This is a genomic window from Catenulispora sp. GAS73 (genome assembly GCF_041262085.1).
GTDB lineage: Bacteria > Actinomycetota > Actinomycetes > Streptomycetales > Catenulisporaceae > Catenulispora.
On record NZ_JBGCCM010000003.1, the window covers coordinates 270288 to 291962 of the forward strand.

The 21675-nt window shown below is 70.1% G+C and carries 25 protein-coding genes; 11 read left to right on the forward strand and 14 right to left on the reverse strand.

The annotated features are described in order from the left end of the window. The first annotated feature begins 91 nt into the window (after positions 1 to 91). On the forward strand, positions 92 to 604 hold the full coding sequence (locus ABH935_RS06170) for a phage tail protein (protein ID WP_370376780.1): 513 nt from the start codon (positions 92 to 94) through the stop codon (positions 602 to 604). 42 nt (positions 605 to 646) lie between these two features. Here the strand turns inward: ABH935_RS06170 and ABH935_RS06175 are convergent, their stop codons facing one another. The 3 genes from ABH935_RS06175 to ABH935_RS06185 all read right to left on the reverse strand — a co-directional run bounded on the left by ABH935_RS06175 (position 647) and on the right by ABH935_RS06185 (position 3120). Further along, on the reverse strand, positions 647 to 1210 hold the full coding sequence (locus tag ABH935_RS06175; RefSeq protein WP_370376781.1) for an isochorismatase family cysteine hydrolase: 564 nt from the start codon (positions 1208 to 1210) through the stop codon (positions 647 to 649). An 86-nt stretch (positions 1211 to 1296) separates the two neighbouring features. Next, entirely contained in the window at positions 1297 to 1737 is a 441-nt protein-coding gene (locus tag ABH935_RS06180) for a MarR family winged helix-turn-helix transcriptional regulator (protein WP_370376782.1), read from the reverse strand. Between the two features lie 66 nt (positions 1738 to 1803). After that, the gene (locus ABH935_RS06185) at positions 1804 to 3120 is read right to left on the reverse strand and encodes an MFS transporter (protein WP_370376783.1); all 1317 of its coding nucleotides are present in this window, start codon (positions 3118 to 3120) and stop codon (positions 1804 to 1806) included. An 82-nt stretch (positions 3121 to 3202) separates the two neighbouring features. On the opposite strand from ABH935_RS06185, the gene ABH935_RS06190 reads away from it, so the two are divergent. After that, on the forward strand, positions 3203 to 3676 hold the full coding sequence (locus ABH935_RS06190) for a MaoC family dehydratase (protein WP_370376784.1): 474 nt from the start codon (positions 3203 to 3205) through the stop codon (positions 3674 to 3676). A 16-nt stretch (positions 3677 to 3692) separates the two neighbouring features. Here the strand turns inward: ABH935_RS06190 and ABH935_RS06195 are convergent, their stop codons facing one another. Further along, a complete protein-coding gene (locus ABH935_RS06195; RefSeq protein WP_370376785.1) occupies positions 3693 to 4259 on the reverse strand; it encodes a TetR family transcriptional regulator in 567 nt (188 codons plus the stop codon). Between the two features lie 38 nt (positions 4260 to 4297). Between ABH935_RS06195 and ABH935_RS06200 the strand changes: the two genes are divergently transcribed. Both ABH935_RS06200 and ABH935_RS06205 read left to right on the forward strand, forming a co-directional pair. Continuing rightward, a complete protein-coding gene (locus ABH935_RS06200) occupies positions 4298 to 5341 on the forward strand; it encodes an epoxide hydrolase family protein (protein ID WP_370376786.1) in 1044 nt (347 codons plus the stop codon). 108 nt (positions 5342 to 5449) lie between these two features. Further along, positions 5450 to 6493 (forward strand): TolB family protein, encoded by a 1044-nt coding sequence (locus tag ABH935_RS06205; protein WP_370376787.1) that lies wholly within the window; start codon positions 5450 to 5452, stop codon positions 6491 to 6493. Positions 6494 to 6541: 48 nt separating this feature from the next. Here ABH935_RS06205 and ABH935_RS06210 read toward each other — a convergent pair whose 3' ends face one another. Beyond that, positions 6542 to 7150 (reverse strand): NAD(P)-dependent oxidoreductase, encoded by a 609-nt coding sequence (locus tag ABH935_RS06210; protein ID WP_370376788.1) that lies wholly within the window; start codon positions 7148 to 7150, stop codon positions 6542 to 6544. A gap of 101 nt (positions 7151 to 7251) precedes the next feature. Between ABH935_RS06210 and ABH935_RS06215 the strand changes: the two genes are divergently transcribed. Beyond that, a complete protein-coding gene (locus ABH935_RS06215) occupies positions 7252 to 7686 on the forward strand; it encodes a winged helix-turn-helix transcriptional regulator (RefSeq protein WP_370376789.1) in 435 nt (144 codons plus the stop codon). 180 nt (positions 7687 to 7866) lie between these two features. On the opposite strand, the gene ABH935_RS06220 is transcribed toward ABH935_RS06215, so the two are convergent. The 3 genes from ABH935_RS06220 to sigK form a co-directional block, all read right to left on the reverse strand. After that, a complete protein-coding gene (locus ABH935_RS06220) occupies positions 7867 to 8760 on the reverse strand; it encodes a hypothetical protein (RefSeq protein ID WP_370376790.1) in 894 nt (297 codons plus the stop codon). A 321-nt stretch (positions 8761 to 9081) separates the two neighbouring features. Beyond that, positions 9082 to 9840, reverse strand: a complete 759-nt coding sequence (locus tag ABH935_RS06225) for an anti-sigma factor domain-containing protein (protein ID WP_370376791.1) — start codon at positions 9838 to 9840, stop codon at positions 9082 to 9084. Positions 9841 to 9845: 5 nt separating this feature from the next. Then, positions 9846 to 10460, reverse strand: coding sequence for an ECF RNA polymerase sigma factor SigK (sigK, locus tag ABH935_RS06230; protein ID WP_370376792.1), 615 nt, complete (start codon positions 10458 to 10460; stop codon positions 9846 to 9848). A gap of 160 nt (positions 10461 to 10620) precedes the next feature. Here sigK and ABH935_RS06235 point away from each other — a divergent pair, with 160 nt between their 5' ends. Together ABH935_RS06235 and ABH935_RS06240 are read left to right on the forward strand one after the other, a co-directional pair. Continuing rightward, on the forward strand, positions 10621 to 12204 hold the full coding sequence (locus ABH935_RS06235) for a molybdopterin-dependent oxidoreductase (RefSeq protein WP_370376793.1): 1584 nt from the start codon (positions 10621 to 10623) through the stop codon (positions 12202 to 12204). Positions 12205 to 12321: 117 nt separating this feature from the next. Further along, the gene (locus ABH935_RS06240; protein WP_370376794.1) at positions 12322 to 12957 is read left to right on the forward strand and encodes a fasciclin domain-containing protein; all 636 of its coding nucleotides are present in this window, start codon (positions 12322 to 12324) and stop codon (positions 12955 to 12957) included. 34 nt (positions 12958 to 12991) lie between these two features. Here the strand turns inward: ABH935_RS06240 and ABH935_RS06245 are convergent, their stop codons facing one another. The 3 genes from ABH935_RS06245 to ABH935_RS06255 are packed head-to-tail and all read right to left on the reverse strand — an operon-like array spanning position 12992 to position 15884. Next, complete coding sequence (locus ABH935_RS06245; protein ID WP_370376795.1) at positions 12992 to 13804, reverse strand: DUF1295 domain-containing protein; 813 nt, start codon at positions 13802 to 13804, stop codon at positions 12992 to 12994. Between the two features lie 2 nt (positions 13805 to 13806). Further along, the gene (locus ABH935_RS06250; protein WP_370376944.1) at positions 13807 to 14580 is read right to left on the reverse strand and encodes a DUF1365 domain-containing protein; all 774 of its coding nucleotides are present in this window, start codon (positions 14578 to 14580) and stop codon (positions 13807 to 13809) included. Between the two features lie 5 nt (positions 14581 to 14585). Continuing rightward, positions 14586 to 15884, reverse strand: a complete 1299-nt coding sequence (locus tag ABH935_RS06255) for an NAD(P)/FAD-dependent oxidoreductase (RefSeq protein WP_370376796.1) — start codon at positions 15882 to 15884, stop codon at positions 14586 to 14588. A 164-nt stretch (positions 15885 to 16048) separates the two neighbouring features. Here ABH935_RS06255 and ABH935_RS06260 point away from each other — a divergent pair, with 164 nt between their 5' ends. Both ABH935_RS06260 and ABH935_RS06265 read left to right on the forward strand, forming a co-directional pair. Next, positions 16049 to 17401 (forward strand): deoxyribodipyrimidine photo-lyase, encoded by a 1353-nt coding sequence (locus ABH935_RS06260; protein ID WP_370376945.1) that lies wholly within the window; start codon positions 16049 to 16051, stop codon positions 17399 to 17401. 294 nt (positions 17402 to 17695) lie between these two features. Then, positions 17696 to 18247: a hypothetical protein gene (locus tag ABH935_RS06265; RefSeq protein WP_370376797.1), complete on the forward strand. Its 552-nt coding sequence runs from the start codon at positions 17696 to 17698 to the stop codon at positions 18245 to 18247. Positions 18248 to 18265: 18 nt separating this feature from the next. On the opposite strand, the gene ABH935_RS06270 is transcribed toward ABH935_RS06265, so the two are convergent. Continuing rightward, positions 18266 to 18703: a DUF2000 domain-containing protein gene (locus ABH935_RS06270; protein ID WP_370376798.1), complete on the reverse strand. Its 438-nt coding sequence runs from the start codon at positions 18701 to 18703 to the stop codon at positions 18266 to 18268. A 155-nt stretch (positions 18704 to 18858) separates the two neighbouring features. Between ABH935_RS06270 and ABH935_RS06275 the strand changes: the two genes are divergently transcribed. Next, the gene (locus ABH935_RS06275) at positions 18859 to 19311 is read left to right on the forward strand and encodes an Lrp/AsnC family transcriptional regulator (protein WP_370376946.1); all 453 of its coding nucleotides are present in this window, start codon (positions 18859 to 18861) and stop codon (positions 19309 to 19311) included. A 54-nt stretch (positions 19312 to 19365) separates the two neighbouring features. Here the strand turns inward: ABH935_RS06275 and ABH935_RS06280 are convergent, their stop codons facing one another. After that, positions 19366 to 20031 (reverse strand): DUF4097 family beta strand repeat-containing protein, encoded by a 666-nt coding sequence (locus ABH935_RS06280; protein ID WP_370376799.1) that lies wholly within the window; start codon positions 20029 to 20031, stop codon positions 19366 to 19368. Between the two features lie 230 nt (positions 20032 to 20261). Continuing rightward, on the reverse strand, positions 20262 to 20582 hold the full coding sequence (locus ABH935_RS06285; protein WP_370376800.1) for an EthD family reductase: 321 nt from the start codon (positions 20580 to 20582) through the stop codon (positions 20262 to 20264). Between the two features lie 113 nt (positions 20583 to 20695). Between ABH935_RS06285 and ABH935_RS06290 the strand changes: the two genes are divergently transcribed. Further along, complete coding sequence (locus tag ABH935_RS06290; RefSeq protein WP_370376801.1) at positions 20696 to 21658, forward strand: cupin domain-containing protein; 963 nt, start codon at positions 20696 to 20698, stop codon at positions 21656 to 21658. Positions 21659 to 21675: the final 17 nt, after the last annotated feature.

Sequence of the window (21675 nt, forward strand, 5' to 3'; positions counted from 1 at the left end):
GAAACGCCACAGGCCTCGTCGCCCTCCCGGCTGTCGCAGTACTCTGACTCCGGTGTCCGGCGAGCGGGCCCGAGGCAGGGGGATGAGGAGTATGACGGTTCAGCCCGGGGGAGTCGGCGCCCAAGCACCGGCTCCGGACGTGTCCGTGTTCGTGCTCACGATTCCCGGCCTGCCCGGGGCCACGGCGAAGATCGTGTTCCAGGAGATCGTCGACATCGTCAGCGAGATCGAGGTCGCGCAGTCCGCGCCGACTGGCGCGCCCGCACCGGGAAGCGGTGTCACGCACACGAAGCAGCAGATGGGTCCGACGCTGCCGCCGACGGTGACGCTCAAGCGCGGCCTGGACGGGGACACCACGCTGTGGCAGTGGCATCAACTGGCCTTGGACGGGGCCCCGAACGCCCGGCAGGAGGTCGTCCTCGGGATGTACACCGCCGCCGACTACGCGGCCGGCAAGCCGCCGGTCTCCACCTGGAACCTGACGAACGCCTGGTGCGCGAAGATCGCCATCGTGGGTGCGGGTGCGGGTGCGGGAGCCGGGAACGGCGTGGTCGGGGAGACGGTGGACATCGTGTGCGAGACCCTGTCGCTCTCGAAGCCGTGACAGCCGGCGCTGAGCGCTGAACACTCCTGAGCGCGCGGCCGGTCAGGGTCGCGTGTTGTCCAGCAGCGTGATCAGCTCCTCGGTGGTTCCGGTCTCGGCGATCCTCGGGAAGATCTTCTGAACGCTGTACTCGTGCGACTCCGGCGTCCGGTCGGTCATCGCGTCGATCGGCAGGCTGACGTGGAAGCCTTCCTCGTGCGCGCTGCGGGCCGTGGACTCCACGCCGCCGCTGGTGGAGATACCGGTCACCACGACCTGTGTGACGCCGAGCCTCAGCAGGAGTTCGGCCAGGCCGGTGCCGGCGAAGGCGCTGCGCGCGTACTTGGTGACGACGTGGTCCTCGGGCCGGCGGTCGAGCTCGGGGACCAGCTCGGTCCAGTCCTCGGTGAACGTGCGCGGCGCGCCGGAGCCGGCCTCGGTGCGTCCGGGCGGCGAGCCCGCGACGTTGACCAGGACGACCGGCAGGCCGTGCTTCCGGAACGCGGCGGCCAGCGCGGCGCTGCGGGCGACGACGTCCGACATCGGGTGCGCCAGGTCCAGGCCGGTGAGGCCCTTCTGGAGGTCGATCACCACCAGCGCGGTGGTCGGGTCGAGGGTGGAGAACATGGTGTTTTCCTTTCGGGCACAGGTTTTGGCGCAGGTTCAGACACGAGCCCTGATATAGGCCCAGACGCGAGTCCGGCTGCCGGGAATCAGGACCCGGCGAGCCGCCTGAGCAGCTCGATACTCGCGGCGAGCTGCTCCAGCTCGGCCGGGCCGAGGGTGGCGGTGATCGCCGTGGTGAGCCAGTCCTCCTTGGCCAGCCGCCCGGTGCGGTACCGCTCGCGGGCCTCCTCGGTCAGGCCCAGGATCGTCTTGCGGCCGTCGGCCGGATCCGGCGAACCGGCCACGAGCCCGGCGTCCACCAGCGCGGCCACGATCGCCGCCATCGACTGCTGCCGGATGCCCTCGGCCCGCGCCAGGGCCGTCGCCGTGGCCGGTCCGTCGCGTTCCAACCGGCCGAGCGCCGAGGACTGCGATTTGGTCAGGTCGCCGCTTTCCGACTGCGCCCGCAGCCGCCGCAACAGCTGGCCCAGCGTCACCCGCAACTCGCGGGCGACCTCGGCGGCGCGCGCCGGATCGACTTCTTCCATGCCGGCGACGCTACCAGATACACAGCCAACTGCACAGTTGGCTGTGTATTCTGCAACGATGAGTCCTCAGCGCCGGGGAGCTGCGGTTTGCCGTGATCCCGCGGTCGCGGCTTCTGGGGCCGTCGGTGCCGAGGTCTCCAGTCTCAGCGCGCGGACTTCGCGCCACACCAGCGGCGTTCCCGCTGCGGCGACTGTCAGGCCCGCCGCCGCGAAGAGGACTGGCGCCACGCCGAACTTGTCCGCCAGCGGACCTGCCGCGGCATAGCCGACAGGGATCGGCAGCAGCTGGACCAGGGTGTTCACGGCGTTCATCCGCGCCAGCAACTCGTCCGGGACGGCCTGCTGGCGGTAGGTCGACCAGGCGAGGATGCTCATGTCGAGTCCGATGCCCGCCACCACGGTGCCCAGCACCACGACGAACGTCGGCGCCGCGACCGCCATCGCGAGCAGCGGCACCGCCATGCACGTCGAACCGGCGGCCATCACCGTCGCGACGCGTTCGGGGCGCCAGACGAGCGCGCCGAGCGAACCGGCCAGCAGCCCGACCGCGAATCCCGCCGAGATCTCGCCCCACGCGACCGAGCCGCCGTGCGAGTGCGACGCGTAGACCGGGCCGATCAGCTGGAATCCCACGAGCCAGCCGAGGACCCCGACAGCTCCTTGGATGACCAGGATCCGCAGCCACGGTCTGGCCCAGAACTCCCACAGGCCCTCGACCAGCCCGGCGGTGAACCGCTGCGACCGCGCGACGACGTCCTCGGCGGGCAGCCCGGTCATGATCAGCGCCGCGCCGAAGAACGTCGCCGCGTCCCAGGCGATCGCCCACCCCGCGCCGACCGTCGCGACGACGACGCCGGCGACGGCGGGCCCGGCGACCTTGAAGACGTTGAACGCCATGCGCAGCAACGCGTTGGCGTCGCGGCGCATGGGGCCGGGGACCAGGCGGGCGACGGTGCCCTGCGCGGCGGGGGAGATGAAGGCGCTGGCCGTGCCTCCGAGGAAGGACAGGGCGACCAGCTCGAAGAGCTTCGCGCTACCGGAGAGCACGACGGCGGCGACCACGCCCTGCACGCATCCGGCGGCGGCGTTGCCGTAGATCAGCACTCTGCCGCGCGGGATCCGGTCGGCCAGTGCGCCGCCGAGCAGCAGGAAGATCACCTGCGCGCCGACGTTCGCGATCAGCACCAGACTCAGGTCCGTGGCCGACCGGTCGAGGTGCAGGACGGCGAAGGCCAGCGCCACCGGCGACATCGCCGTGCCGGTGACGGACAGCACGCGGCCGGCCCAGAAGCGGCGGTAGGCGGGGATGGAGAGCGGAGCCAATCGGGTTCGTACTCGGAGAATCAGTTCGCTGTGATTCTTCTGCCCGTCGTCCGCCGCCATCGCGCGAGCCTACAGCGGTCGGCCGGGGCCGCGTCCCGATCTCCTGATGAACTTGACGTCAGACTCAAGTACGCTGTGCGCCATGACTGACACCACCGAGCTGCCCGTCCGTCCGAGTTCGTTCGAGGACCTGCAGGCGCTCATCGGCAAGGAGATCGGGCCGACCGACTGGTACGTGGTCTCGCAGGAGCGCATCGACGCCTTCGCCGCCGCGACCGGCGACGATCAGTGGATCCACGTCGACCCGGTCCGAGCCGCGGCCAGCCCACTGGGCACGACGATCGCGCACGGGCTGTTCTCGCTCGCGCTGGGACCTGCGTTCTCCTACCGGCTGCTGTCCTTCGAGGGCTTCGCGCACGGCCTGAACTACGGCTACGACAAGGTGCGCTTCCCGGCGCCGCTGCCGTCGGGGACGCGGGTGCGGATGCGGATGACGTTGCAGGCGGCCGACCGGGTTCCGGGCGGGATCCAGGTGCGGAGCCTGCAGGTGTTCGAGGCCGAGGGTGTGGAGAAGCCGGTCGCGGTCGCCGAGGCGCTGGCGCGGATCGTCGAGTAGCGATGGACGGGCAGCATCATCCGTCGGCGAGCCGCTGGATCGTCCTGCCCAGCCACGCTTCAAGCGCTTCCGGCCCCGCCTCCGCGAGCTCCGAGCGCAGTACCCGGCGGCGCGTCGAGACACCGAGTACGAACGCGTCGATCGCCGCGGCCCGGTTCCGTGCCTCGTCCTCGTCCAGGCCGCCGGCACGCAGGTAGTCGGACAGCGGCTCCAGCGAGTTCGCGTCCAGGAACGCCGCCAGCGCCTCGGCCGCCTCGGGACGTTCGCCCGACGCGCGTTGCAGCACCAGCAGCGGGTCCTCGCCGGGGGCCCCGAACCAGCGCCGCACGATGCTGGCGGCCAGGCGCGCGCCGAGCGCGGAGCGGTCGCCGTCGAACGAGTCCGTGACCGGGATCGTCACCTGCGTCGCGGCCAGGAACAGGCCGTCCTTGCCGCCGAAGTAGCGCGTGATCAGGTTCGGTGAGACGCCTGCCGCGTCAGCCACGCCCTTGACCGTGACCGCCGCGAATCCGTGCTGCGCGAACTGCCGGCGGGCCTGCTCCAGGATCCGCTGCCGGGTGGCGGCGGAGTTGCGGGAAGTCATGTGTACGAGCATACACATCGGTGTGTATGCTCGTACACATGAGCACCGACCTGCGCACCCGGATCCACGACACCCGACGCGTGACCACGCCTTGGAGCGACGACAAGACCCGCGGCGTCACCGCCGGTCGGCTTGACGAGCTGCTGGAACGCTGGGCCGACGGCTACGACTGGGCCGTGCACGAGCGCCGTATCGCGGAGTTCCCCTGGACCACCGTCCATGTCGGCGGCATCGACCTGCGAGTGATCCACCAGCGTGCTGCTGGGACTGAAGCACCAGTCGTGGTCCTCCTGCACGGTTGGCCCGACTCGGTCCTGCGCTTCGAGCGCATCCTGCCGCTGCTCACCGACATGCATGTGGTCATCCCCGCGCTGCCCGGCTTCCCCTTCGCCGCTCCGCTCACCGAGCCCGGCATGTCGGCCGCGCGCATGGCCGACGTCGTCGCGCAGGCTGTGTCCAGCCTCGGCTACTCCCGCTACACCCTTTCCGGCGGCGACATCGGCGGCGCCGTCGCGGAGATCATTGCGGCCGAACACCCGGACAGCGTGGCGTCTCTGCACCTCACCAACGTCGCCCCGCAGCGTGCGCTCACCGCCGATCCCGCCAAGCTCGCCCCTGACGCGACCGCCTATCTGGCCCGCGCGGCGCAGTGGTTCCGCGCCGAGGGCGGCTATATCGCCGAGCAGTCGACGCGCCCGAACACGCTCGCCGTCGCCCTTGGCGACTCACCTGCCGGTCTGGCCGCGTGGCTCCTTGAGAAGCTGGATTCCTGGTCGGATACCTCCGCATTCACCACCGATGAACTGCTCACCTGGATCAGCGTCTACTGGGAGACCGGCACGATCGGCACCTCCTTCGCCGCGTACACCGAACCGGCCACCCTGCCGCCGGGCCGGATCGAGACGCCGACCGTGTTCTCGGTGTTCGCGCACGACATCAAGCCCGAGCCGCGAAGCTATGCCGAGGTGTTCCTGAACGTGTGCGAGTACGTGGAACACGCCGCCGGCGGTCACTTCGCGGCCTGGGAGCAGCCCGAGGTGTACGTCAGGGACCTGCGTCGGGCGGTGGAGCTGGGCGCCTGATGCACCGACTCGCGTCGGGGAGGTGCTTTCGCGTCGTCCGTGCAGGGTTATTTCGGCTTCACGCCAGGTCTTGCCCAGCGGGGACATCCCTCGCGATACCGTCTGCCGGTGTCGATAACCGAGTCACCGCATCGCACGAAGATCTTCATCGCTGCCGTCGCGGTCCTGCTCGCGGTCGCCGTGGGCGCGGTGGTCGTGGCGTATCAGGGCCGGCCTACGGCGCGCGCCGGGGTGAAGGGGACTGTCGTTCTCGACCAGTCCAGCAGTCTGGACACCGGTTCGGGGTACCTGCTGTACAAGACCACGGTCGCGGGGCCTGATTTCGGGACGCTGGCCGAGCGCAAGGTGTCGGGGAACCCGGGCACTGTCACGGGTGTGCCGACGTTGTCCAGCGTTCAGTGCGATCGGTCTTACACCGCGGCCGGGGTGCTGCTGTGTCTGCGTGCTGATGACAACTTGGTGCGCGTCGCGTCGGTCGAGGTCTATGACAAGTCGCTGAAGCCGATCAAGAAGGTGCAGGCGGCCGGGATTCCGAACCGGGCGCGGCTGTCGGCCGACGGCCGGATGGCTGCGTGGACCACGTTCGTGGCCGGCGACGCTTACAACGGGCCCGCTTTCTCGACCCGGACGTCCATGCTGGATCTGAAGACCGGGGTACTGGCCGATTCGTTGGAGTCTTTCGCGGTCATGTTGCAGGGCAGGCCGTACAGCAACACCGACGAGAACGTGTGGGGTGTGACGTTCGCGTCGGATGACAACACGTTCTATGCCACGCTCGGTACCGGCGGGAAGACGTGGCTGGTGCGGGGGAACGCCGCGGCGCACACGCTGACGACGGTGATCGACAACGTCGAGTGTCCGTCGCTGTCTCCGGACGGGACGCGAGTCGTGTTCAAGAAGCGGGTTTCGAGCGACGCGTGGAAGATGTGGCACCTGGAGGTGCTGGATCTGGCGACTCTGAAGGAGACGCCGCTGGCGGAGCAGCGGAGCGTGGACGATCAGGCCGCTTGGCTGGACGACCACACGGTGATGTACGCGGTGCCGCAGAAGGCGGGGACCGGGTATGACGTGTGGTCGACGCCGGCGGACGGGGCGGGGGCACCGGTGTTGCTGGCGCCGGACGCTTTCTCGCCGTCGGTGACTTCGGGGTGATGGTTCCGAACCGCCGGGGTCACGGTGACCCCGGCAGTGAGTCGGCGTTCAGTTCGCGGCGGTGAACCGGCGGCGCTGGAAGGCCGGCTTCTCGATCTCGTCCAGCATCGCGACCGCGAAGTCCTCGGCGGAGATCTGGTCGCCGGCGGGGGAGTCCGTGCCGGTCTGGTAGGAGCCGGTGCGCTCGCCGGGCTGGATCACCGGGGCCGGGCTGAAGAACGTCCAGTCGGCCGTGTCGCCGAGGCTGCGGAAGTACTCCAGGGCCTCGGCCGCGATGAGGGCCTCGGCCTTGTAGATCTCGGGGAACTCGGGGTCGTCGACCAGGCGGTGGCCGTTCACCAGCAGCGAGCCGGCGCCGCCGACGACGAGCAGGCGCGCGCTGCCCAGAGTCTCGGCCAGGGTGCGCAGGTCGGCGAGGAACTCGCGCCGGTCGCCGCCGGTGCGGCTCGGCCCGATCGCCGAGACGACGACGTCGGCGTCGGCGGCGATGCGCTTGGCGGACTCGGCGTCACCGGCGCTGCCCTGCACCGCGCGCACGCCCTCGGGCAGCTCGCCGCCGGTGCGCGTGATGCCGGTGACCTCGTGGCCGCGTGCCAGCGCCTCGGCCACCACCCGGCTGCCGATCATGCCGGTGGCCCCGTAGACGGCGATCTTCATGGTCGTGTCTCCCTCACAGTGGCTCCAGCCGCGGGGTGCGCCTGGCTGCCTCAGACAGTAACCATTGGTAACTGATTACTTCAACGTGCTATAAGTACCTCATGGTTACCATTGCCGGACCAGCGCGACCACGCCTGGTCGACGACCTCCGGCCCCCGCAGGAGGCGACCGCGGACCGCGGCGACCTGTTCGACGCCGACTGCCCGACCCGCCTGATCCTGGACCGCATCGGCGACAAGTGGACGGTCCTGGTCGTCCTCCTCCTGTCCGACGGCCCGATGCGCTTCACCGAACTACGCGCCAACCTCGGCCGCGTAGCCCCGAAGGTCCTGACCCAATCCCTGCGCCGCATGGAGCGCGACGGCCTGGTCACGCGCGAGATCTTCGCCGAGGTTCCACCCCGCGTCGAATACACCCTCACCGACCTGGGCCACTCTCTAGCCGGCCCCATCGCCGTGATCGGCACCTGGGCCGAGGCGAACATGCCGCGCTTCACGGCCGCGCAGGCCGCTTACGACGCGGCGCACGGGGACTGATCGCGGCGCGGCGAGCGGTCGGCGCGCCTGGCCGGATGAACGCGCCGTGGCTCTCGGCGATGAGGGCGCCTTGCGGCGTGGCGCGCGCTGGTTGATCGTCGCGAGCGTGAGCCGGACCGGGCGAGCGTCTCGCGGTTGTGGGCTGCGCGATGGTTGTTCGCTGACTGCGCGATCGGTGCTTCAGCCGCCTTTAGCCGCCACCAGCACCTGCATCACCGGCGCCGGCACCTCCCGGTCCGGCCCGGAACCCGCTGCGGCGAGCTTGCATCCGTTGAGCTCCACCACGCTCCAGTCGCCTGCGCCGCCGTTGGTGAACAGGACTGCGTATTCCATCGCCGGGGTGGTGCAGTTCTTGGCGTTGGTGGCGGTGGGGGCGTTCGTCAGGCCGTTGTAGATGGTGGTGGCTGGGGTGCCGGCGATGGTGGTGGCGGTTTCGAAGTCGCCGGCGGGCTTTTGCTTGTCGGTGGTGTCCGTGAGCTTGTAGTAGCAGGCGCGGAAGGGCTTGCCGGCGTTCTGGCCGGAGAAGAACGGCTTGGTCGCGGCCGATCCGTTCATCTGCGCGCCGACGAAGGCCATCTCGGCGAACTGCTGCTCGCAGCCGCTCGCCTGCGCGCCCGGTGAGACCGTCTGGCGGATCTGCTCGGTGGACGTGACCGCGGTCTTCACGGCCGCCAAGGCGCTCGTCACGTTGCGATCCGGCGCGGAGCACACGCCCCAGAAGGGGATCTCGACGCGGTAGACCGTGCCGTCGGCGTCGATCAGGGCGAGCCACAGCGGGACGTAGCCCTCGGCGGCGCAGCTGTAGGCCCCGCCCTGCGAAGTCGCCTCCGGGGGCCTGACGTACGCGGCTCGCAAAGCACTGACAAACGCGTCCACCGAGCCTGTCGACCGCACCGTGTTGACGACCGAAAACTGCCCCTGGCCCGCGATGTCCTGGAAGTCCTGCACACACTCCAGCAGCGAGACCGGATGAGCCGACGCCGGAAGCCGGCCGATCTTCGGGGCGGTGGCGGCGCCGGTGTAGCCGGCCTTGAGCTGCGCCACGTAATCAGTGCAGTCGTTCTTCGTCGTCACCGGCGCGAAAGTGTTGGGCGTCACCGCCTGGCCGGGACCGCCTCCCGAGGCGACCGGCTTGCTGGCACACCCACTCGCCACGAGCGCCGACACGACGACACCAACGCCCGCTAGAACCATCCGCCTCATTGCCGCCCCTAAGAACTCCGAACCCCAAGAAACTCCGAACCCCAAGAACTGGTGCCACTTCGACGCGCCGCGGCGGCCCCCGGTTCCCCGCGATCTGCCCGAGTTCTCGAACCCCGGCGGCATCAAGCACGCGGCATCAAGCAGGCGGCATCAAGCAGGCGGCATCAAGCAGGCGGCATCAAGCAGGCGGCATCAAGCAGGCATAGGCAACAACATGATCGGCGTAGTCGTAGGCTGCGCCGACCCCCCAGCCGGCTCCACCGTCAGCCCGATCGTCCGCGCGTCACCCAACCCGTGCGCCAGCACCGAGTCAGAAGCCTGCGTCCCGGCGGGCAAAACCCCACCTGACCGCGTCCCTGACGGCCCCATCATCCACAGCTGATAAGCCTTCCCCGGCTCCAACCTCACCAGCCCGCTGATCGTGATCGCCGCCTCGTCCCGGGACCGGGACACCAGCACGATCCCGGTCCCGCCGGTGCTGACGTTCACACTGTCGGCGTGCGCATCCGGCGCCGACAACAGCGTCGAGATCGCCGCACTGCGCTGGTTCGCCTGGTCGATCTGGTTCTGCTGATCGCCGACCCGCACCCCCAACACCGCGACCGCCACCGCCAGCCCGCTCGCCACACCCCACCCCAGGGCCGTGAACCACCGCCGCCGCGGTCGGGCCGCGGCCTGCCGCGCCGCGGCCCGGTCGGCCGCCGGACCGGTCGCGACCAGCGGCGGGATCTGCCGCGTGACCGCGATCTGCGCGTCCACCGCCGCCTTCAGCCGCGCCGGCGGCGTCTCGGCGGCGGCCGAGGCCAGCAGCGCCGCGGTCTCCTGAAGCTCAGCCACCTCCTGCACGCAGGTGGGGCACTGGGCCAGATGACGTTCGAAAGCCTCACGCTCGGCCGGCTCCAGCGCGTGGCACACATACGCTCCGGTGAGCGAGTGGACTTCAGGGTCCATGGCGTTCATCCTCCCACCCCCAGGCAGTCGCGGAGCCGGGCCAGGCCGTCGCGCAGACGGGTCTTCACAGTGCCGAGCGGGCTGTTCAGCAGATGTGCCACCTGCGAGTACGTGTAGCCGCCGTAATACGCCAACGTCACCGACTGGCGTTGTAGTTCTGTAAGCCCTTCCATACATCGCCGGACGCGCTCCCGGTCCAGCCGCGCCTCCACCGCCTCCACCACCTGGTCGAACGGCGGCTCGACCATCAGCTCGGCGGCGCGCGCGTCGCGGCGCGCGGCGGCGTCGGCGGAGCGGACGCGGTCCACGGCGCGCGCGTGCGCCATGGTCAGCGCCCAGGCCCGGACCGAGCCGCGCTCCGGGTCGAAGCGGCTGGCGGTGCGCCAGATCTCGACCAGCACCTCCTGCGCCACCTCCTCGGCCTGCGCCGGATCGCGCAGTACGCGGCGCGCCACACCCAAGATCGGCGGGGCGAGCTGTTCGTAGACCGTGTCGAAGGCCTGCCGGTCGCCGAGGGCCACCCGGTGCAGCTGCGACTCCAGCGTCGCCTGCTCCTCGGGCGTGGACTTGGAGCCGGCAGCCTTGGAGCCAGCAGCCTTGGAGCCGGCACGTCCGAGCATGGGCTGTCGTCTCCAGCTGTCGAAGTCGTCGGGGGCACGGCGGCGCTCTGCCTGTCCCAATTCTGGCCTCACGACTGCTATTCGGCGCCCAAGCCGCCCCGGATTGGTCCGGACGTGTGGAAAATCCAATCCGCGGCGCCTCCCGCTCCGAACGGCTGGCATGAAGCGCTTCGGGAGGACGACCGGCACAGCGGCGGCGGGAAAGGCGGCACGGACAGCGGCCCGAGCGGCGCCCGGCGCGGCGATCGGCCTGATCACCGCTGGCCTCGCGGTCGGCGTCGGAGAGCTGGTCGCGGTCTGGTCCGGCCCGCAGACGGCGCCGGCGATCGCGGTCGGCTCGGCGGCGATCGACCTGACGCCGACGCCGCTGAAGGAGTTCGCGATCCGGAACTTCGGCACCGACGACAAACTGTTCCTCCTCACCGGCATCTACACCACGCTCGCCCTGATCGCGCTGGCCGCCGGCCTCCTCGCCCTGCGGCGTCTGGCCGTCGGCGTCGCGCTCGTCGCGGTGTTCGGGGCGGTCGGCGCGTGGGCCGCGTTGTCACGCCCGACCTCGCGGACCGGGGACGTGTGGCCGTCGCTGCTCGGTGCCGCGGCGGCGGTGGCGGCGATGGTGCTGCTGGTGCGTAGCCACCAGGCGGCGCACGCGGCCGGCGAAGATGAAGCTGTATCCCAAGACCGCCGCGGATTCCTCGCGATGGCCACCGGTGCCGCCGGCGCAGCAGTCCTGACCGGCCTGGTCGGTCGCGTCGTAGTGGACCGCCGCTACAACGTCGCCCTGAAGCGCGCCCGCGTGAAAATCCCGGCGCCGACCGTTCGCGCGGCCGCGATCCCGTCGGGCGCGCACCCGAACGTCGTCGGCCTCTCGGACTTCATCACGCCGAACTCCCAGTTCTACCGCGTCGACACCGACCTGGTACTACCGCAGGTCGACCCGGACGTCTGGTCCCTGCGGATCCACGGCATGGTCGACCATCCGCTGGAGCTGACCTTCGCCGACCTGCTGGCCCGGCCGCTGACCGAACACGACCAGACCCTGTCCTGCGTCTCCAACGAAGTCGGCGGCCCCTACGTCGGCACCGCGCGCTGGATCGGCGCCGCCCTGGCCGACCTGCTGCGCGAAGCCGGCGTCCAGCGCGGCGCGGACCAGCTGGTCGGCCGCTCGATCGACGGCATGACGATCGGCACGCCGGTCGAATCAGTGCTCGACGGCCGCACCGGCCTGCTGGCCGTGGCGATGAACGGCGAGCCGCTGCCGATCGCGCACGGATTCCCCTGCCGCATGCTCGTCCCCGGCTTCTTCGGCTACGTCTCGGCCACCAAATGGCTGGTCGATCTGGAGCTGACGACCTTCGCGGACTACGACCCCTACTGGGTCCAGCGCGGCTGGTCGAAGATCGCGCCGGTGAAGACCGCCTCGCGCATCGACGTGCCCAAGCCGTTCGCGCGGGTCCCGTCCGGCGCTGTGACCGCCGCCGGCGTCGCGTGGGCCACGCACCGCGGCGTCGACGCCGTCGAGGTCCGCTCCGACGGCGGCCCCTGGACGCTCGCGCGTCTGGCGCAGGCCGACACCCCGGACACGTGGCGGCAGTGGACGTGCGACCTGAACCTGGCGCCCGGGCTGCACAAGCTCGAAGTCCGTGCGACCGACGCCACCGGGGCCGTGCAGACCGACCAGCGTGCCGACACCTTCCCCAACGGCGCGACCGGCTGGCATTCAGTCGTGATCACAGCGATCTGACATTCGCCGCTCGGGAGTGCTGAAAAAACACGACCAATCCGGATCCGCTCCGGCTCCGAATGCCATTCGTCAACAGCATCAACAGCACCCATACATCCCTGAATCAAGGAGCTGAGTATGTTCTCCACCCGCAGCAAGACCGCCGCCGTTCTGTTGTGTTCGGCGGCCATCGCGGTGAGCGCGAGTGCGTGCGGCAGTAGTACGAGCAAGCCGGCCGCCGCAGCGACTTCGAGCTCTTCGATGGCCGCCAGCACGGGCTCTTCCAGCAGCGCCACCGCCCCCTCCGCGCCCTTCGGCTCGGCCTGCTCGGCGGTGCCCGCCACCGGCGCCGGCAGCTTCACCGGCATGGCCACCGACCCGGTCGCCACCGCCGCCTCACACAACCCGGTGCTCTCGACGTTGGTGACGGCGGTCCAGGCGGCGGGCCTGGTGGACACGCTGAACTCCGCGCAGGGCATCACGGTGTTCGCGCCGACCAACGACGCGTTCTCCAAGATCCCCGCCGACACCCTCAAGGCGGTGCTGGCCGACAAGGCCAAGCTCACCAAGATCCTGACGTACCACGTCGTGTCCGGGAAGCTCTCGCCGGACCAGCTGGCCGGGTCGCACGCCACGCTGGAGGGCGGGACCGTGAACGTCACCGGCTCGGGCCAGTCGTTCCAGGTCAACGGCGCCAACGTGGTCTGCGGGAACGTGCAGACCGCCAACGCGACGGTCTACATCGTCGACTCGGTGCTGATGCCGACCAGCTGAGGCTGCCGACCGGGCCGGATCGCCGGCCCGGTCCTCAGCTCCGCTCGGGCGGCCGGGGAAGGAAGGCGCTGGTCCGCGCGGCGTAGTCGGCGTAGCCGGGACGCGTCGCCGACAAATGGGCCTCCACCAGGGGCTTACCGCTCCCGGAGGTCAGCAGCCAGGTCATCAGCACCGGCGACAACACGGTCAGCAGCACCGGCCAGGCGCCCACGGCGATCAGGAACAGCCCCCACCACACGCAGGCGTCGCCGAAGTAGTTGGGGTGGCGGGTGTAGCGCCACAGGCCCTCGGTCATGAGGCGGCCGCGGTTGGCGGGATCGGATTTGAAGCGCGCCAGCTGCCAGTCGCCGACCGCCTCGAAGCCGATGCCCAGCAGCCACAGCAGAACGCCGATCACGGCACACGCGACGGCCGCTGTCGAGGCGCCGGTGGCGACCAAGCCGACCTGCACCGGGAGCGAAACGAGCCAGACCAGGGCCCCTTGCAGCAGGTAGACGCGGGTGAACGCGGCCCACGCCGGATTACCGTCGGCCTTGGCCAGCATCGCGGCGTAGCGGGGGTCCTCCGGGGCGCCGTGTCCGCGTCGGGCGATGTGCAGCGAGAGCCGCAGTCCCCACACGACAGTGCAGGCCGTCAGCAGCCAGCGGCGCCAGCCGTCGCCGTGGCCGGTGGTCAGCGCCGTCGTCACGACGGCGACCAGCGCGAACGCCGATCCCCAGACGGCGTCGACGTATCGGTGACGGTTCCGACGTAGAGCGACGACGAATACGGCGCTGAACGCGATCAGAAGAACCGCCGCGTCGATGGCAGACACGGCGGCGAACGCCGGCACGGATTCAGCCCGCATACTCACTGTCCTCCGGTCTTTGTCAGGTCTTTGATTCGTTGGGCGCTTCGGTCGGCCTTGGGCCGTGGCATGACCGGCAGCCCGCGCAGGAACAACGCAATCCCCTGACGCCGGATGCGAGCCGCGACCGCGAGCGGCGCCAGCGGGTGCCGGGCGGCCAGGCGCAGCAGCTCGCGGGTGGTCGCGGCGCGGCGCCGGCCGTGGACGCTGGCCACGAACGGCGCCGCGTCCGGCACGTCCAGCTGGATCGCGATGCTGAGCTGGTCGTCGGGCTCGGGCAGCCGCATGCGGTAGACGCCGCCTTCGATCGGTAGGAAGGGCGAGACGTAGAACTCCTTGGCGACGTTCGCGCGGCCTTCCTCGTCGGGGAACAGGAGATAGGCGTGGCGTCCACCGTAGGTGTTGTGGACTTCGGCGACGACGCACAGGAGTCGGTCGTCGGCGTCGCGGACCCAGTAGACGGTCAGCGGGTTGAACACGTACCCGAGCACGCGGGCCGCGGTGAGCATCAGGACCCTGCCGCCGGTGAAGGAGACGCCGCGGTCGGCGAGGAAGTCCTCCAGGCCGGCGCGGATGCTGATGTCGGTGCCGGTGAAGTGGTCGGCGGGGGTGAAACCGGCGAGCGGACGCAGCGGCCCAGGCAGGTGCGGGAGGCGGTCGAGGTCGACCAGCCAGAGGTAGGAGGAGTAAGTGAAGTCGTTGGCCACGCGGCCTCGGCGCACGTGGCGGATGCGGCATTCGTAGAGCACTGATGTGTCTGCTGGGGTACTGGCCATGGTGCTCACCAGGTCACCCCGAACGCCGCGGCGGCTGCGACGCCGGAGGCGCAGCCGTCTTCGTGGAAGCCCCAACCGTGGTAGGCGCCGGCGAAGGCGGTGCGGGCGGTGGTCAGCGTCGCGAGGCGGGAGCGGGCCGCGACGGATTCGGGGGTGTAGACGGGGTGTTCGTAGCGCATGCGGTCGATGACGGTCGCGGGATCGATCCGGTCGGTGGCGTTCATCGTGACCAGGTACTCGACCGGGGTGGTGAGGTGGTGGAGCTGATTCATCGCATAGGTCACGACGGCGCGGTCCGCGGATCTGTCAGTGCAGGACGGAAGCAGATAGTTCCACGAGCTGTACGCGGCGCGCGTCGATGGGAGCAGTGCGGTGTCGGTGTGGAGGACTGTTTCGTTGACCGAGTAGGGGATGGCGCCGAGGACTGCGGCTTCGGCCGGGGTCGGGTCGGCGAGAAGGCGCAACGCCTGGTCGGAGTGGGTGGCGACGACGACTTTGGCGACAGTGCGGACGTCGTCGGCGTCGTCGCGGATCTCGACCCCGTCGGCGGTGCGGCGCAGGACGCGGACCGGGGTGCTCAGGTGGACCGCGTGCAGGTTCTTCACCGCACGCTCGACGTAGGTCTTCGAGCCGCCGGTGACGGTGCGCCAGCTCGGCGAGCCGGTGACGGCGAGCATGCCGTGGTGGTTGAGGAACTGGAACAGGTAGGCGGCCGGGTAGCGCTCGGCGGTTTCGCGTCCGGAGGACCACACGGCGGAGACCAGCGGGAGGATGAAGTGGTCGGTGAAGAAGCGGGAGTAGCCGCCGACGGCTAGGAACTCGCGCAGCGTGGTTCCCGAGGCTGCCGGGTCCGGTGTGGTTTCCAGGAGCTGACGTGCGTCGCGGTGGAACCTTCGCACCTCTAGGAGCATCCGGAGGAAGGCCGGACGTAATGCCTGGCCGGGGGTGGCGAACAGGCCTCGCGGGCCCTTGGCGCCGGCGTACTCCAGGCCGCAGCCCTCGCAGCGGACGCTCATCGACATCACCGTCGGCTGGGTGGCGACGCCGAGTTCGGCGAACAGGCGGATGAGGTGCGGGTAGGTGCGGCGGTTGTGGACGATGAAACCGCTGTCCACGGAGAGGATGCGGCCGCCGTCGGCGACCTCGTGGGTGTGGGCGTGCCCGCCGAGGCGGTTGTCCGCTTCGAACAGCAGGACGTCGTAGCGGCGTTGCAGGACGTAGGCGGCCGTCAGCCCGGCGATGCCGGAGCCGATGACTGCTACCTGCTCGCGGTGGGTGTGCCGATCTGACGCCGATCCGGTCACCAGTGCCTCCCTTGACGATGTCTCGACAGGGGATATTCGGTGCCGCCGGGGGTTCGGATTGGTGGATCGGGATGGGGGGCAATCCGCGCGGCGTGCCGCTCCGAATCAGCCGTGAGAACTGCTGGAATGGATTGGTGAGCAAGCCGTTGCCTACATCGTCAGAGCTGCCGACTGCGGTTGCGTTGTTCACACGTGACCTGCGCGTCCATGACAACCCCGGGCTCGCCGCGGCGGCGACATCCGGAGGCGGCCGGGTGGTGCCGCTGTTCGTGCTCGATGACGCGATCCTGCCGCGGATCAGCCCGACGCGGCGGCGGTTCTTGGAGGAGTGCCTGGCCGATCTCGATGCGGGGCTTCGCGAGCTCGGCGGGCGGCTGGTGCTGCGGTCGGGGGAGGTCGTCGCAGAGGTCTGCCGGGTCGCGGCCGAGGTGGGGGCGACGGAGGTGCATGTGGCTGCCGATGTCACGGCCTACGCGCAGGAGCGGGAGCGTTCGCTCGCGTCGGCGTTGCGTGCCCAGGGCGCGGTGCTTCAGCTGCACGACCAGGTTCACACGATCCAGGTGCCGGGGGAGCTGCGGCCGACGGATCGTGACTACTTCTCGGTGTTCACTCCGTACTGGCGGCGGTGGGCTGAGCTGCCGTTGCGGGCCCCGGCCAAGGCGCCGCGTCTGACCGTGCCCGACATCGACGGCCTGGCTGTGCCCGACTCTGTTTCGGGCTCCGACCTACCCGGCGGCGAGACCGCCGGCCGGCTCCGGGCCCGCAAGTGGCTGGCGAACACCGTCGACCGGTACGAGGACATCCACGACGACCTCGCCGCCGACGCTACCTCGAAGCTGTCGCCGTACCTGCACTTCGGCTGTGTGTCAGCCACCGAACTCGCGGCGCGCGCGACCCGAGACCACCCCGGCGCCGGCACCGAGGCCTTCCTGCGCCAGCTGTGCTGGCGCGACTTCCACCACCAGGTCCTCGCCGCGCGCCCCGACGCCGCCCACACCGACCTGCGCCCGCGCGGCACCTGGGCCGACGACCCCGAGGGCCTGGCCGCGTGGACCTCGGGCGCCACCGGCATCCCCATCGTCGACGCGGGCATGCGCCAACTCGCCGCCGAGGGCTGGATGCACAACCGCGCCCGCCTGATCACCGCCGGCTTCCTGACCAAGACCCTCGGCATCGACTGGCGCGACGGCGCCGCACACTTCGCCCACCACCTCCTCGACGCCGACGTCGCCAACAACACCCTGAACTGGCAGTGGGTCGCCGGCACCGGCATGGACACCCGCCCCAACCGGGTGCTGAACCCTCTCCGCCAGGCCGCGCGCTACGACCCGGCGGGCGATTACGTGCGCAGGTACGTCCCCGAACTTGCGGACATCACAGACCCGACGCAGCTGCACCAACCCTGGCGCCTCGGCCCGGCCGAGCTGAGCAAGCGCGGGTATCCGGCGCCGATCGTGGGGGTCGAGGGCGGACGCGTCGCCCGGCGCGCGGTCGAGCCGGGCGAGGCGCTTTTCTGAGCTGTCGCCCGCCTCAGAGCCCTGATGAGGTGGCGTGGCCAGGCAGGTGGGGCCGATCGCCACGCTCGTGCCCTTCTTGGCCTCGCCGGTGTCCCGCCCGGTGAACGGCGCCCATGGCGGCTAAATCCCGGTTTCCGGTGGATTACGGCGTGCGCTGCGGGAAACGGCAGGTTATGCGCTCCAGGCCTATAACTGAATCTTGATATCAGCATCTTGCGGTCTCCGATACCCGTCGGTAGCTTCCCCGGCGAAAGCGAAAGCCACCTTCGCCACCCACCGGAAGGCCGCATCCCCATGTCCTACGCGATATCGCGTCGCTTCACCCTGTTCGTCGCCGTCTCGGCCGCCGTCGCCGGCGCGGCCGTGTTCGTCGGGCCCGACGCGCAGGCCGCCCACGCCGACATCACGTGCTCCCAGGCGTACCTGCCGCTGCCGGACCCGGCTTGCACGCCGGGCGTGCTGAACCCGGACGTCACGCAGGACACGATCGACTCGACGATCTGCGTGTCGGGCTGGACCGCGACGGTCCGTCCGCCGACGTCCTACACCAACGCGCTGAAGGTCCAGCAGATCGCCGAGTACGGCTACAGCGACACCAGCACGAGCGACTACGAGGAAGACCACTTCATCCCGCTGGAGCTCGGCGGCGCGCCGCGCGACCCGCAGAACCTGTGGCCGGAGCCGCACTACAGCACCGACAGCTCGGGCGGCACCTCCTACACGAAGGACGGGGTCGAGAACAAGCTGAAGAAGGCGGTCTGCAACGGGAGCGTCAGCCTCTCGGACGCGCAGAACGCGATCGTGACCGACTGGACGACGGCGCTGTCGAGCCTCGGTCTCAGCTGATCCGATCCGGCTCAGGGCTTACCGGTACAGCGGCAGGCTTCCGCTCAGCCGCTGTACCGCCTTCTTCGCGCCGACCACGGCGACGCCCACATACACGTGGTCCTCGGCCGAGGTGACCTCCATCGACTCGATGTACGTGCCGTAGTCGCGCGCCGCCTGCGCGGCGGAGGTGAAGTCCACGAGGAAGACGTCGGGTTCGGCCAGCGCCTTGCTCACGATGCCGTGCAAGGCCTGCGTATCGGCCTTGAGGATCGGCAGCGGGACCTCGGTGATCGCGGCGTGCACCTGGCCGTCGCGGTCCTTGACCTCCGGACCGAGCGCGGTCTGGCCGTAGGCATCGCCGATCGAGAGCGCCAGGACGGCCGCGGCGTTCATCGCCAGGCCGGTGGGCAGCGCGTCGTCGATGACGATCGCGCACTTCTCGAAGCGGGGGAGGGTGTTCTCGGGCGACGGCATGCGTACTCCTCGCGAGGGCTGGGCGCCGGCTGTAAGTCGGTGTTCGCGCCGTTCGGGCGAACCAGTGCCGGATCTGATGGCCGACAGTAGCCTCTGGTGCGCTCCGATCGCTCAAGATCCGAATTAAGTTCTGCTAGGTTGCCGGAGTGACCGATCTGGACGCCATTGATTCGACGCTGCTGGCGCTTTTGCAGAACGATGGCCGGCGCACGAACCGTGAGCTGGCCAAGCTGCTGAACATCGCCCCCTCGACCTGTCTGGAGCGGATGCGCTCGCTGCGCCGCCGCGGCCTGATCGTCGGCTACCACGCGCAGGTGGACCTCGCGGCCATCGGCCGCACGCTGCAGGCGCTGATCGCGGTGCGCGTGCGGCCTCCGAACCGCGCCGTCATCGACGGCTTCCGGGCTTTCGTCGAGGGGCTGCCCGAGGTGCTGTCGGTGTTCGTGGTCTCCGGCGGCGACGACTTCCTGATCCACGTCGCCGTGAAGGACACCGACCAGTTGCAGGCGCTGGTGCTGGACAAGCTCACGCGGCGCAAGGAGCTCGCGGACGTGCGGACGTCGCTGGTGTACGAGCATCTGCGCAAGACCGAGATCGCGCCGCTGTGAGGCTGTCGCGGGCTTTACGCGCGTCGCGCGCCCCATACGCTTCACACACTGCCGTCACAGGCTGACGGCCGTGATGTCGCCGCTGGACGTGGTCGCCTTGATGGTCAGGGCGGCCGCGGCGCCGACGCTGTTCTTCAGCGCGTTGGTGATGCGGCCGTGAGTCGTGCCGGCGTCGAGGGTGGCCGAGACGCCGCTGGCGGCGTGCACGGACAGGTTGCCCATGTCGGTGCGCAGCTCGACGGCTCCGGTGACCGCCTCGGCGATGGTGATGTCGCCCATGCCGTTGCGGATGCGCGCCGGCCCGGTCAGGCGCCCGACGGTGACCTCGCCCATGTGCATCGTGAGCTGGGCGCTGGCCGCCTCGGCCAGGTCGATGGCGCGGTATCCGCCCTCGAAGGCGACGTCGCCGAGCCGCCCGGTGCCGTGGAGCTCGGCGGCGCCGGCCTTGCCCTGGATCCGCGAGCCGGCGGGCAGGTAAATCGTCACGTCCACGGAGCCGGTACCGAGGTAGCGGTTGGTCTCGACGGTGGCGATCCGCAGCACGCCGTCGCCGAACTCGACCGAGGTCTGCTCGACGGCCTTCACGTCTCGCTTCTTCGAGGCCTGCACGGGCAGCACCTCCACGTTGGTCTCGGCGCGCTCGCCGGCGATCAGCCGGACCCGGCCCGCCGGGATGTCCAGGACGACGGAGATCGGGGCGGGGGTGGCGAAGGTGGTCATCATGGTCTCCCTGGTCTGCTGTCGGCTTCGCGGGCTCTTGCGGCCCGCTGTCGTGTCTCCACTTTCAGCGGGCGTGCTGACACGGAACTGACTCGGCGCTGACAGGGATGCTGACATGGCTGGATCAGTGGCATTCTCGCCACTGACTATTCGCTGTTCAATGTGGGGAAGTAATCGTCGCCGGGGTCCAAGAATTCGACCCCGGCGACGATGAGAAATCACCTACACGCTCAGTTTTCGTCGAGCACTTCCGCGAACGCGATGATCACGCCGCCGGTGGCGTGCTGCTTCGTCGCGCCGACCAGCGGACCGGCCTCCGCGGCGGCGGCACTGGCCGCGGCGTAGTCCGCGAAGTACAGGTCCAGCAGGCGGTACGCAGGGGTGGGGCTGCCGTCCTCCTTCGGCCACACCTTCGCTGCCTCCAGCCGGGTCAGGCCCGGGAGCTTGCGGGCCAGCGCGAGCTGGTCGGCGTAGGCGGCCTCGAAGGCGTCCGGGTCGGCGGGATTGGAATAGATGAAGCTGATTTTGGTGGGGTTGCTGTGCTCGGCCATAATGACCTCCCGTTTTGTTGGCTGTAATCGACGTGCGCGGGCCGGATTTGATGGGCGTATGGTGGTCCCGCTCACTGTTCGTCGAGAATATTTCAGAGGAATGGGCAGCGACCATGACCGCCCCGCCGGAAAACCTTGCAGATCGTCCAGCGACGCCGGACGGCCAGCCCCACGACCTGCTCTCGGAACTGCTGCGGAGCGTCCGGCTCAGCGGTGAACGGATCGTCGCGTACACCCCGCCGCCGTCGTTCTCGATCGGGTTCGCCGACCGGGGGAGCCTGCACATCGTCGAAGCAGGCGAAGTCCTGCTGGAGATCGACGGCTATCCGCATGCCGAGCATCTGCACCGCGGCGACTTCGTGCTGCTGCCGCGCGGCGACTCGCACTCGATCAGCGATGCCGGCGGCGGCGCGCACGCGCTAGCGCTCGCCGACGGAGCGGCGGACGACGTCCCCGAACCCGCGCGCTGGCTCTGCGGCACGTTCACCATCGGCGACCCGCAGGCCAGCCACCTGCTCGGCAGCCTGCCGGCCGTGATCATCCTGCGCGGCTCCGGCGGCTCCGGCGGCCCGGACCTGGAGGCGCTCGAAGGGCTCGAAGTCGCGCGCCGCATGATCGTCCTGGAGATGCAGTCACCGTCGCAGGGGTCTGCGGTGATGGTCTCGCGCATCCTGGACCTGATCTTCATCCAGATCATGCGCACCTGGGCCTCCGGCGCCGACGCCGAACCGACCTGGCTGGCCGGCGCCTTCGACCCGCAGATCGGCCTGGCCCTGAGCGCCATCCACCGCGAGCCCGGCCACGACTGGACGGTCGACGAGCTGGCGCGCGCCAGCAACCTGTCCCGCTCGGCGTTCGCGGCGCGGTTCGTCGCCCGGGTGGGCAAGCCGCCGGCCACCTACCTCGCGCACGTCCGCCTGGACGCCGCCACCACGCTGCTGCGCGACACGTTCCTGCCGGTCGCGCACGTCGCGGAGAACGTGGGCTACGCCTCGGAGGCCGCGTTCAGCCGCGCGTTCAAGAACCGCTACGGGACGCCGCCGGCGCGGTGGCGGCGGGACGTCCGGTTCCGCTGAGGCCGCGCGCCGTTCCC